This is a genomic window from Victivallis vadensis (assembly GCF_003096415.1).
GTDB classification, from domain to species: Bacteria; Verrucomicrobiota; Lentisphaeria; order Victivallales; family Victivallaceae; genus Victivallis; species Victivallis vadensis.
Genome location: NZ_QEKH01000009.1, coordinates 70376 through 82342, shown reverse-complemented (window position 1 = coordinate 82342; position 11967 = coordinate 70376). Strand labels below are relative to the sequence as shown.

At 61.1% G+C, this 11967-nt stretch carries 7 protein-coding genes; 2 read left to right on the top strand and 5 right to left on the bottom strand.

All coding sequences use genetic code 11. The features are described 5' to 3' along the window. Positions 1-21 precede the first annotated feature (21 nt). Both C8D82_RS06980 and C8D82_RS06975 read left to right on the top strand, forming a co-directional pair. The gene (locus tag C8D82_RS06980; protein WP_116883556.1) at positions 22-3132 is read left to right on the top strand and encodes a glycoside hydrolase family 2 TIM barrel-domain containing protein; all 3111 of its coding nucleotides are present in this window, start codon (positions 22-24) and stop codon (positions 3130-3132) included. 232 nt (positions 3133-3364) lie between these two features. After that, entirely contained in the window at positions 3365-4708 is a 1344-nt protein-coding gene (locus C8D82_RS06975; RefSeq protein WP_116883555.1) for an MATE family efflux transporter, read from the top strand. A 33-nt stretch (positions 4709-4741) separates the two neighbouring features. On the opposite strand, the gene C8D82_RS22105 is transcribed toward C8D82_RS06975, so the two are convergent. The 5 genes from C8D82_RS22105 to C8D82_RS06950 all read right to left on the bottom strand — a co-directional run bounded on the left by C8D82_RS22105 (position 4742) and on the right by C8D82_RS06950 (position 11953). Continuing rightward, positions 4742-5461, bottom strand: coding sequence for a prepilin-type N-terminal cleavage/methylation domain-containing protein (locus C8D82_RS22105; protein ID WP_165832895.1), 720 nt, complete (start codon positions 5459-5461; stop codon positions 4742-4744). 18 nt (positions 5462-5479) lie between these two features. Then, a complete protein-coding gene (locus C8D82_RS06965; RefSeq protein WP_116883554.1) occupies positions 5480-7951 on the bottom strand; it encodes a glycosyl hydrolase in 2472 nt (823 codons plus the stop codon). A gap of 20 nt (positions 7952-7971) precedes the next feature. Then, positions 7972-9072, bottom strand: coding sequence for a GntR family transcriptional regulator (locus C8D82_RS06960; RefSeq protein ID WP_165832894.1), 1101 nt, complete (start codon positions 9070-9072; stop codon positions 7972-7974). A 900-nt stretch (positions 9073-9972) separates the two neighbouring features. Further along, positions 9973-11127 carry an SGNH/GDSL hydrolase family protein gene (locus C8D82_RS06955; RefSeq protein ID WP_165832893.1) on the bottom strand — a complete coding sequence of 385 codons (1155 nt, stop codon included), beginning with the start codon at positions 11125-11127 and terminating at the stop codon, positions 9973-9975. A 64-nt stretch (positions 11128-11191) separates the two neighbouring features. Then, complete coding sequence (locus C8D82_RS06950) at positions 11192-11953, bottom strand: type II secretion system protein (protein WP_116883551.1); 762 nt, start codon at positions 11951-11953, stop codon at positions 11192-11194. Positions 11954-11967: the final 14 nt, after the last annotated feature.

Below are 11967 nucleotides of genomic sequence, written 5' to 3'. Positions count from 1 at the left end.
CGACAAGGGGAGTTTTCGGATATGTGGAACGTCTCGGACAAACTTTATCTGCTGCCTGAAATTCAGGAGATCAACCGGCTGCCGATGCACTCCGGCGGCCTGCCGTACCGGTCGCGCGAAGCCGTGGAGCCGGAGAAGCTGAGCCTTGACGGCAACTGGAAATTCCGGCTTTATCACCGCCCGGAGGAGGTGCCGGCGGATTTCGCGGCGCCGCAGGCGGATGTGAAGGAGTGGGGCGAGATCGCCGTCCCCTCCAACTGGACGATGGCCGGGCTTTTCGACAAGCCGGTTTACACCAATGTGAAGATGCCTTTCGAGAACAATCCGCCGATGGTGCCGGAGGAGAATCCGACCGGCGTTTACCGCACGACGTTCCGGACGCCGAAGGAGTGGAAGGGGCGCCGGGTGGTGATTCACGTCGGCGGCGCCGAGAGCTATCTGGAACTCTATTTGAACGGCAGGCTGATCGGCATGGGCAAGGACACCCGGCTGCCGTCGGAATTCGACCTGACCCGCGCAGTGGATTTCAAGGGAGTGAACACCCTGGTCTGCAAGGTGATCCGCTGGTCCGACTCCAGCTATATCGAGGATCAGGACCAGTGGTGGATGGCGGGCATCTACCGCAGCGTCTATCTGTATGCGACTTCTCCGGCCTATCTGGAGGATGTGTTTTCGCTCGGCGATTACGACCGTGAAACCGGTTCCGGCACGGTTTCGGTCAAGGTGCATCTCGGCTTCGACTTCGAGAGCTACCGCAACAAGGAGTGCATCAACGGCACCTCCGGCCCGACGGAGGATTTCGAGGTGCGCTGTGAGCTGTGCAACGCCGCCGGGAAAAAGGTGTGGAGCGCCGCCGCGAAGATCGACTGGAGCTTCCGCAAGGACTACTACCGGGCTGAACTCACCGGCAGGCTGCGCCGGGTGCAGCCGTGGTCGAGCGAGGCGCCGATGCTTTACAGCCTGACCACGGAGCTTTACACGGCCTCCGGCGAACTGCTGGACTGCCGCCGGGCGAAGGTGGGCTTCCGCCGGGTGGAAATGGTCGGGCGCGACCTGCGGATCAACGGCGAGCGGGTGATCATCCGCGGCGTGAATCGCCACGAGCACGATTCGCGCACCGGCAAGACGCTGTCGCTCGAATCGATGGTGCAGGATATCTGCATGATGAAGCGGTTCAATTTCAACGCGGTGCGCACCTGCCACTATCCGGACGACCACCGCTGGTACGATCTCTGCGACGAATACGGTCTCTATGTGCTGGATGAAGCGAACTTCGAGGCGCACGACAACTACACCAACATCTGCCGCGATCCGCGCTGGAAGGCCGCGATCGTCGCCCGCGCGGAGCGGATGGTGCTGCGCGACCGTTCCCATGCGTGCATCATCGGCTGGTCGCTCGGCAATGAATCCGGCAGCGGCGAGAACCATCAGGCGGAAGCCGCCGCGGTGCGCGCGCTGGACGACAGCCGGATCATTCACCACGAGGGCGAAATCAAGGATCTGTGGAGCCAGGGGCATCACTGTTATTTCGATGCGGACAAGTCGTTCAACGCCTTCGTGAATCCGATGTATCCGACATTGGAGGATATCCTGACCTACGCGCGGGACAGGCGGGCCGACCGGCCGGTGATCCCGTGCGAATACGCCCACGCGATGGGCAACAGTTCGGGCAGCCTCGGCGACTACTGGGATCTGTTCTGGAACGAGCCGGGCATTCAGGGCGGCTTCATCTGGGACTGGGTCGATCAGGGCATCTGGACGAAGGAGGAAAACGGCGTCGAATTTCTCGGTTACGGCGGCGATTTCGGCGAGAAGAGCCACGACTTCGACTTCTGCTGCAACGGCATGATCTCTCCCGACCGCGAACCGCATCCGGCGATGTACGAGTTCCTGCACCTGACCGGTCCGGTCAAGGTGGAGCTGCTGAATACGAAGAAGTTCCGGTTCAAAGCGGCCAACCGCCGCAACTTCACCTCCCTGGCCGATCTCGCGGGACTCTGGGAGGTGCAGCGGAACGGCCGGACGGTGCAGAAGGGCAAGCTGGCGCTGGCGGCCGCTCCGGGCGAATCCGAGGAGTTCACGCTGCCGGTGAAGCAGTTTGAAATCGGGCCGGAGGACGAGGTGTTCGTGAACTTCCGCTTCGTGCTGAAGAAGGCGATGCCCTATGCCGAAGCCGGCTGGGAACTGGCGAACGACCAGTGCGACATCACCGGCGCCTTCAAGCGCGTCGCCGCCCCGGCGGAGCCGGTCAAAACGGCCGCTCCGACAGTGACCGAAACGAAACAGGGCTGGATCATTGCGGCGGGCGATACCGTGCTGAAGCTGGCAAAAAACGGCGACGGCACGGTGGAGTACGGCGGCAAAACGGTGCTGGAAAGCCTGCCGGAGTGCAATATCTTCCGCGCCTGCACCGACAACGACGGCATCCGCGGCTGGGACGGGCAGGAACACAAGCCGATGGGCCTGTGGCTCAAGGCGGGGCTGGACCGGCTGAAACGGACCGCTTCGACCTGCAGGGTGGAGAACTCCGGCAATGCGGCGGTTGCGACGATCGAGCGGGAATTTGCCGGTTCGGATAAGAAAGCGCCGATCCGCTTTACGGAGAAGATCACGGTCGGCGGCGACGGCGTGGTGCGGTTCGACTGTTCGTATGAGATCGCCGAAGCGCTGCCGACGCTGCCGCGGGTGGGCGTGTCGTTCCTGACCGCGCCGGGTTTCGAGGAGCTGGAATACTTCGGGCGCGGGCCGTTCGAGAACTACATCGACCGCAACCGGGCGGCGTTCGTGGGGCGGTATGCAACGACGGTTGCGGAAACCTACGTGGACTACATCCTGCCGCAGGAGAACGGCAACCGCACGGATGTGCGGGAGTTTTCGCTGGCGGGCGGCGGCGCGGTGCTGGAGGTGAAAGCGCTGGACCGCTTTGAATTCGGGGTGAGCCACTATACGGCGGCGGACCTGTTCGGGGCGTTCCACCGCAAGGACCTGAAGGTGCGGCCGGAGACGGTGGTCACGATCGACCGGAGACAGCGCGGGCTGGGGACGGGCTCCTGCGGGCCGCAGACGAGGCCGGAGTACGAGGTGAGCGAGAAGAGCTACACCCTCTCTTTCTCCCTGAAAATTAAAAAATAAAAAAATAGCCGCGAAGCGTATCTGAGCGGGCGGTTCGGAGCGCGGAGCCGTTGCGAGGGCAGTCTCTATCCGATTGGCCGGAGCGTGCCGTTTCTGCCGGGACGAAAACTTTGGAGTGCGGAGACTCATCTCCGCTTTCCAAGCGGTCCCGGCTTTTATTATTGCGGATGCTTGGAGCTTATCCGACCGGCAACGTGCCGGCGCGGTGGACTTTGAATCTTGTATCAGAACTATGGAAACTTTCGACTTATCTTCTTTGAGCTGCCGCCGCATCTGGCTTCTCACCTGGCCGGTGATGGTCAGTCTGTTGATGCAGCACCTGATCGGCATGACCGACACCGCCTTTCTCGGCCGCGTCGGTGAAGTTGAACTCGGTGCGGCCGCGCTCGGCAGTATTTACTATCTCGCGGTCTATATGATCGGTTTCGGCTTCAGCATCGGTGCGCAGATCATCATGGCCCGCCGCAACGGCGAGGGCAGGGTGGCCGAAATCGGCCGCATCTTCTATTGCGGCTGCCGGTTTATGGCGGCGCTGGCGGCGGGGCTGTTTTTGCTCTCTTATTTCCTGACGCCGCTGGTGCTGCGTCCGGCGATCACCTCGGATGCGGTGTACGCCGAAACCATGCGTTATGTGAACTGGCGCAGCCTCGGATTTTTCGTGGTCTTCGTCGCGGTGATGTTCCGGGCGTTTTTCGTCGCGGTCACCGACACGAAGGTGCTGACGCTCAGCTCGGTGGTGATGCTGCTGACCAATGTGCTGTTCAATTACGTGCTGATCTTCGGCAAGTGCGGCTTTCCGGTGCTGGGCGTGGCTGGCGCGGCGATCGCATCGGTGATCGCGGAGGCGGCCGGGCTGGTGTTTTTCATCGTCTACACCCGGCGGCGGGTGGATGTGGAAAAGTACGCGCTGAATGTGTTCGGGCGCTTTGACTGGAAGCTGCTGCGCGAAATCATGGATACTTCGGTCTGGACGATGCTCCAGCTTTTCATCGCGGTCGGAATCTGGTTCGGCTTCTTTCTGGCGGTGGAACACCTCGGCGAACAGCCGCTGGCGGTGGTGAACATCATCCGCAGCGTGTCGAACATCTCATTTATGATGTTCAGCGCGTTCGCGACGGTCACAAGCTCGCTGGTCAGCAACCTGATCGGCGCCGGGCACTCCGACCAGGTGCTGAAGCTGATCCGCCGCACGGCGGGGCTGGCCTTCATCGGCAGCGGCGCGTTTCTGGTGATCTTCGCGCTTTTCCCGAATCCGATTTTGCGGATCTTCACCGACAGCGCGGTGCTGATCGACGCGACGCGCGAAACGATGTACGCGATTGTGATCAACACGATGATCCAGACGGGGGCGTACATCGTCTACAACGCGGTTTCCGGCACCGGCAACACCCGCGTGGCGCTGCTGATTGAATTGATCGCGACGGTGGTGTACGGCGTCGCGATCTATATTGTGGTGATCGTGCTGCGTTCGAGCGTGGCGCTCTGCTGGCTGTGCGATTCGACCTACGCGCTGACGATCGGCCTCGCGTCGTTCCTCTACCTCTGGAGCGGCCGCTGGAAGAACCGCCGGGTATAAGCGGCGCTTTCCGCGCTCCGGACAGGATTCGGATCAGTAACAGGTCCAGACACTCGCCGGCTCTCCGGCTTCATGTTCCCCTTTCAGCGCGGCGGCGGCTGTACTGCTGACGTGGCCGTCGGCCCAGCAGATATTGAGTCGGTCGCCGTCGTTGTGGAGGTTGCCGCAGACGCCGTTCAGCATGGAGGCTTTCAGGTAATGACTGCCCTGCATCAGGCTTCCGGCGCTGTCCGGATAGGTGTCGCCGTAGAGTACGGTTCCGGCCGGGCGTTTGAATCGGCTCAGTTTGGCGGAGCCGAACCACTGCGTGGAGGTCGGTGAAGCCGGGTTGAAGGGAAACAGCGCATTGCGCCCGTAGGTCGGAGTCACGGTCCGGCCGATTTCCCGGGCGATTGGGCAGACGAAGAAACTCCTGCGCCCTCTGGAGAAAGTTCCGGCGTCTTCCGCCCCGGCGGTTGTCACGAAGATATTGGTTGTGCTGATTCTCCAGTCGGCGCCGGGCGTGATGTAGTTGTGAAGTACGGAGGTCCAGAGTTCACTGTTTTTCTGGTTGCACAGCGGCGGCAGCATGTCGGCGTAATCACCGCAGTAAAGCTGCGTATAAGTTCCCAGGGTTTTCAGGTTGTTGGCGCAGGACATGATCTTCGCTTTTTTGCGCGCCTGGTTCAGGGCGGGCAGCAGCATGGCGGCGAGAATGGCGATGATCGCGATGACGATGAGCAGTTCAATGAGGGTGAAATTGCTTTTTTTCATCTTGCGTTTCCTTTCTGATCAGTGGTTGTAGAGAATCCGGAAATTGCGCAGGTAATAGGTGAAATGGTCTTTCCCGAGATTGAACCCGATCCGGAGCATCCTGATTTTATCCGGCTTCGGGATTTCCGGGTGGAAGGAAACGACCCGTTCCTGCCATTTGGCATCCGGCGGATTGACCTGAAGCCAGACGGCCTTGCCTCGGTCGTTGCTGAGGTCGTTCACGAACATTGCGAGCATCTGCTTGATCGCGCCGGCAGGTTCTGCTTTGACCTCGAAAGCGATGCCTGCGGCATCCTTCAGGGATTCCTGCGGCAGCTGGAGGATGTATTCCGGGTAAATCCAGCGATCGGTCTGGGGACGGAACTTGACGTCGAACTTTACCGCCTGTTCCTGTTTGTCATAGCTGATATTCAGCTTGCCGGAGGAACTGGCGCGCCAGTTGGACGGGTCCATCAGGTTCTTGAAGGGAACTGAAGTCATGCCGGAGGCCATCAGATGCCGGGCGAGGACCGGAATGTGGAGGCGGCTGATCCGTCTGCCGCTGAACTCCCCGTTGAGTTCAAATTGCCCCGCAAAGCTCTTTTGATCCACTTCCGGCTGGAAACGGAGGATGAATTCGGTTCTGCCGCGGGCGGGAATCGTGACCTCGGCGGGGACCCCTTCGACCCTGCCGCCGGAAATACGGAGCCGTCCGCGCTTTTTCGTGTCGGAGAAATTGTACAATTCAATGCGCATCCTGCCGGAGTCTCCTTCCCAGTCGATGCTGTCTTTGGTGCGGGCGATTGAGAAACCGTCGAGCATGGTCGCTTTGGCCACGATGGTGCGGTCCATATCGGAAACATCGACGCGCACCGGTCGGACGGCGGGAGAGACAGCTTTTGCCTTCAGGCCGGAAAGTCCGGTCAGGTAGGCAGGAAAGCGAGTGGCGGTCAACTGAATGCCGCCCGTTGTTTCGCGTTTCAGCGGACGTTCCATGCCGGTCAGGTCAAAGAGCCGGGCACCCGGCGGAATACGTTTCTGGGTGAAGACGCGGGCAAAACGGTTTTGCGTGGTAATTCCGGGAACGGTGCCCTGCGTTTCAAATTCGGAACGGCTCCAGAACACCAGCGTCTGAGTGCTGTCCGGCATCCGGTAGAGCAAGGCGTCCACCTGCGGAACGCCGGTCTCATACCGCCCCTCGAATGTGGCCGCCCCGAGACGGTCGGTCAGGTTCGCGTAGGCGGCGTAGCCGGGCTTGACGGTGTAATCGCGGCGCATCAGCCCCCAGTCCTTGGCTCCGCCGATCTCATTGTAGGGGGCGAGAACGAAAAAGAAGCTCTTTTCCACTCCGAGCGCCTGAAGCGTTAGCTGGCTTTTGACCAGATATTCCGCGACCAGCAACTCCTGGTCCGGCGTGTGGGCTTTGGTGCCCGGCACGCCGCTTGAAGCCCTGCCGGAGCCTTCGGAGAGACAGCCCAGTTCGGTGATCCAGAGCGGCATGCCGGCAATCCCGGCGCGGTTCATCAGCGCGCGGATGTTGGTGACGGCATCGGAAAAATCAGTCAGCGGCCGGTAACAGTGGACGTTGAATATGTCGATATAGGCCGCCGCGTCATTGAGCATCGCCACCGCGTTGCAGTTGGCCAGCGGCGTAAATGCGATGCCGCCCAGCAGCACCGGAACGTCAGGATCACCCGCCTTGAAACCAAGGGCGGCGGCTTTGAGGGCGGCGGCGTAATCCCAGGCCGGTTCCGGCGCGAAACCGATATCCTGTTCATTCCAGAACTCCCAGTCGGTAATCCGTCCCTTGAAGGTCGATGAGAGTGTGCGTGCGTAGTCATGGAGCGCCGCGAGATCATCCGGCAGTTTCGGAGAGTGCGTCCGCGTCCACTTCGGTGAATCGTGGAACATGCCGGAGATGCCTACGCTTTTTTCGGCGAGCTTTTGAGCGTTGCTGCCGTACTGTTTCCAGCGGTAGACGCCGGGTTCCGGGTTGGTTTCACCCCAACTGAGCCGTTCCCGTACAAGCGGACAGCCGGCGCGGCGGGCCAGCTCGATGATTGTGTCGAAGCCTTCGCCTTTAAAGAAAGGATTCTTCGGATCGGGACGTCCGAGCCAACTGACGGCGGCATCGAGCGCAAAGGGCTGCGGCCCACCGGGATTCCGGTCGGCGGGGTCGCGGACAACGGCAAAGCTGCGTTCGCTTTTTTGTCCGTTTTGTCCGGTTACGGTCAGAACGTAATAACCGCATTCAAGCGGAGCAAGTACAAGTTCCGGATCTGTTGCCGTGCCGGTTTTCAGCAAGGCGCCATCCCAGTCTCGCAGTTGCCACTCCCCGGAAAAATCTTCCGGAACGGCAAGCCTGAATTCCGGCTTCTCGCGTGAAGTGAATGCCGCTCCGGGGGCCTCAGCCGTGATTCCAAACTCTGCTCCGGGGACGGCGGCAGGGGCGGCCATCGTCATTATTGAAACAATCAGAAATTCTATTAACGCAAATTTTGAGCGATACATGATACTTCTCCTGCGGTTGGTCAATGATTGAGTTGTTTGAGCGTTTCGCCTTCGACGAATACGGGCTGGATCATCGCGTACTGGACCGGCAGCGCGGGATTCTGTTCGCGGGCACGGATCAGTTCGAGCGCCTTGAAAGCGTGGTCGCGCAGCGGTACTTTCAGGTAGCTGAGCCGGGGACGATAAAAAGGAACCTCCTGACGGTCGCCGTTTGAAACCAGCGATACATCCTCCGGTATCTTCAGGCCGAGGTCGGTCAGCGCCGCCGCCACGCCCCACACAAACGGAACCCGCGTGATGATCGCGGTGAAGGGAGGCTTGCGGCCGAACACCTTCAGCTTCTCGTAGATCGCCCGGTGCGGCAGCTCGAAGCGGGGCGTTTCCACCAGAATGCTCAGTTCGGAGACCGCCTCCGCGCCGAGGGTTTCGGTGATCCGCTGCTTCCAGACCGAATAGAAGGTCGGCGTGTCGAGTTCGAGCTGGTCGTTCATCAGGCTGTACTGTTCGACCAGCGCGATGCGGGTGTGTCCGGCCTGCGCCAGCCGGTCGAGAAGCACCCCCAGCTCCAGCTCCATCGAACCCGCGACCGTGTCCAACCCGAAGTGGTGCGCCGGGACGCCGATCAGCACCACCGGCTTCTGATGGCTGCGGAACCGGTTCAGCAGCTCCTCCGGCATCCGGTTGATCGGCTGCGGCGCAAAGCAGAGCAGAGCATCGCAGTTCTGCCACGCGTCGGTCAGGGTGCGGTCTTCCCAGTGGCGGGCGAAGTAGAGCTTCGGCAGCCAGTCATCCTGTTCGGCGGCTTCGCTCGCGTACATGATGAAGTCGGAGTTTTCCGGCGCGGTCCACGCCGGGACGATGATGCCCAGCTGGCGCTGGACCTTGCCGGCCGGAATCTGCGAAGAAACGAAGGTGCCGACCCGCGGAACCCGTTCCAGATACCGCTCCTGCACCAGTTGGCCGATCGCCTTGCGGATCGTCATGTAGCTGGCGTCGAGCTGTTCGGCCAGCTCCCGTTCCGACGGCAGCGCGGCTCCCCGCGAAAAATTGCCGATCTCGATCTGCCGGAGCAGATGGTCCCGGATGTCCGCCGTCCTTTTCCCCAGTGTCCTGACTTGCATAGCAGAAATCTCCATGTAATCCTGTCTTGCTATATATTATAGCAGATTGCTATGTGAATGCCAAGAGGCAAATCAAAAAAAGTTGAAAAAAATTTGGTAAAGCGGCGCTGAAGTCGGCTTTGCCGCCCCTGCGGGCTCCGCACTCCAAGGCGGTTGGGCAGTACGCAGTGGTTTTTCGAATCGGCGGAGGCGATTCGCGTGGGGGAAGCCTGCCGCTTTCGCGGCAGGCGGGTCTTACGGTCTTTGGCCTCCAGACCTCGCACACGCCGCGGCCGGATCTGCGATCCGGCTCCGGGTGTTGGGCGCTGGCGCGTGCGGGTTGCCTCCGGCGGGCAAGGCACTTCGTCCGGTTACCGAAGCCGACGTTCGGCCCCGACCGGCAACGTGCCGATGCGGTAAATGGCCGATAGAGCAAATAAACTGATAGATACTACCTCCGGTTTTGAGATTTTTGCGCAGCAAAAAGCTCGAAACCGTACCCGGCGCCGGCACCTTGCCGGTCTGGGGGACCGGGGGGGCGAAGCGCCCCCGGCCGCCGGAGGCGAGTGTAGGGGAACCCTGCCGCTTTCGCGGCAGGCGGGTCTGCAACCCTGCGGTTTACAGACCTTGTGCACTACGCGGCCTGATTTTCAATCAGGCTCCGGTAGCTGGGCGCTGTAGCGCACAAATTACCTCCGGTGGCAAGGGCACTTCGTCCGGTTACCGAAGCCGACGTTCGGCCCCGACCGGCAACGTGCCGGTGCGGTAAATGGTCGATAGAGCAAATAAACTGATAGATACTACCTCCGGTTTTGAGATTTTTGCGCAGCAAAAAGCTCGAAACCGTACCCGGCGCCGGCACCTTGCCGGTCTGGGGGACCGGGGGGCGAAGCGCCCCCGGCCGCCGGAGGCATCCCCATTCTAGCGGGGCAGGATGCTGCGGATGACCGGTTCGAGTTTTTCGGCCATACGGTAGAAGCCGAGGTCGGTCGGATGGACTCCGTCCACCGAGCATTCGTCGAAATCCGGGCCGAGCAGGTCGTCGCCGGAGTGGAAATGGAGATTCGGGTCGTTCCTGCTCAATGCGTCGAAGGTGTCGCGTTCGACTTTCTGCACTGCCTGTACATGGCCGGGGCGCGGCAGGTCGTTGCCCCGCTTCAGGTCGCGGCCTTCGGCGGCGTAGCGCACTTTGGTCAGGAGCAGGATCGGCACGGTGGGATGGGATTTGCGCAGGATGCCGATGAAGGGCGCCAAGGTTTTTTGCATCAAGTCGGCCCGGTGCACGTTCGCCTCGTAGTCGAGCACGATCAGCGCCGGATCTTTGATCTTCGCGATTTCGGCGGCGACTTCCGGCTCGCCCTTGCCGTTGCCGGAGAAGCCGAGGTTTATCACCGGGCGGTTCAGGCGGCGGCTCAGCAGGTTCGTATAAGCCATGCCGGGCCGGGACGCGCAGCCGCCCTGGGTGATCGAAGTGCCGTAGATCACGATCGGGCGGTCGTCCTTCCATGCGGGGGGCGCTTCCACTTTCGCGTCGGCGTCGACGCCGATGAATACCTGTTTCACGCCCGCATAGAGCGGGAAGTTGATCGTGAAGTCACGCATTCTGCGTTCGCCTTTGAAGAGCTGGGCGGTATATTCCTTTGCTCCGGACGGAAAGCGGGTCACGCCGAAGAAACGCTGTTCGCCGGGCGCTCCGGCATAGAGGTCGAAACCGGCGCTCCCGGTCTGGGCCATGTGGTACATCACGTTGTTGGAACGCATTTCGACCTTCAGCACGATCCGGCCGGTGTCGGAGCGGAACGCGACCTGTCCGCCGGCGGTGTTCCATGCGAGATTTTCGACGCCCCGGCTCAACTTGCCGTCCGGCCTGACCGGCAGCCGCCGGTAGACGTGATCCTGACCGTACCAGCAAAAGCCGGTCAGCCGCAGCGGTTTCTCCGCCGGGAGCAGGTACTTCAGACCGTCGGCGTCGGCCGGTTTGAGCTTCATATTCGGATCGAGTTCGAGTGTGGATTCCGTCGCGAATACTCCCGCGCAGCAGAACAGCGCGGCGAAACGGAGCAGTGATTTCAGCATGATGATTCCCTTTTGAATGGATTCCGGCTTGTGTAATATAACCATTGCCGCCGGAATCGTCAACTCAGAATTCGGTATGGAACTGGCCTTTGATCGAATAAGGCAGCGCGAAGTCAGCTTCGCTGCGGATCTGGCTCACGCTTTTGCGGACCACATGCCCGTCGTGGAGCAGATAGTTCACACCGTTGTCGTGGCGGGGATCGACGAGGGCGTAGGTCGCGCCGCCCTCCATGTCGCGGCCGTCCTTGCGGATGATCGCTTTCTTGTGGTTGTAGGTGTCGATCATGTAGCCGTACTGGGCTTTGCCGCCGCCGTAAGCGCCGTTCCAGCGTTTCATCACCGCCGAATCACCCAGCACGATGCCGCCGTTGCCGCGGATGTACCGCGATGCGACGCTGAGCTTCACCGGGTGGCGCAGGTTGCTGCTGGAACGGTCGGTCGTCAGGCCCCACAGATAGTAGTTCAGCCCGTAACCGATGCTGCGGTTGCCGGTGGAGCCGGATCCGGTCCATTCGCAGCGGCTCTCCATCGGGCAGAAGAACAGTTCTTTCTGCGGCAGGTAGGCCTCCTGCATCAGGTGGGACCAGTCGCGGACGTTTGATGCGGAGCCTCCGCCTTCGTTCACCCGTACCGGTGCGGCCCAGTCGTCGTTGTCCGACACGTACATGTGGAACGCCAGCCCCTGTTGTTTCAGGTTGTTGCGGCAGGTGATGTCCTTGCCTTTGGCTTCGGCTTTCGCGAGCGCCGGCAGCAGCATCGCCACCAGAAGCGCGATGATTCCGACTACGACCAGAAGCTCAACTAAAGTAAAATTGCGTTGTCTCATTCTCTATTATTTCC

What these genes read in the sequence shown, in the direction of transcription:
- C8D82_RS06975 (WP_116883555.1), top strand. Translation starts at nt 3,365, where the DNA reads ATGGAAACTTTCGACTTATCTTCTTTGAGCTGCCGCCGCATCTGGCTT.
- C8D82_RS22105 (WP_165832895.1), bottom strand. Translation starts at nt 5,461, where the DNA reads ATGAAAAAAAGCAATTTCACCCTCATTGAACTGCTCATCGTCATCGCG.
- C8D82_RS06960 (WP_165832894.1), bottom strand. Translation starts at nt 9,072, where the DNA reads ATGCAAGTCAGGACACTGGGGAAAAGGACGGCGGACATCCGGGACCAT.
- C8D82_RS06980 (WP_116883556.1), top strand. Translation starts at nt 22, where the DNA reads ATGTGGAACGTCTCGGACAAACTTTATCTGCTGCCTGAAATTCAGGAG.
- C8D82_RS06955 (WP_165832893.1), bottom strand. Translation starts at nt 11,127, where the DNA reads ATGCTGAAATCACTGCTCCGTTTCGCCGCGCTGTTCTGCTGCGCGGGA.
- C8D82_RS06965 (WP_116883554.1), bottom strand. Translation starts at nt 7,951, where the DNA reads ATGTATCGCTCAAAATTTGCGTTAATAGAATTTCTGATTGTTTCAATA.
- C8D82_RS06950 (WP_116883551.1), bottom strand. Translation starts at nt 11,953, where the DNA reads ATGAGACAACGCAATTTTACTTTAGTTGAGCTTCTGGTCGTAGTCGGA.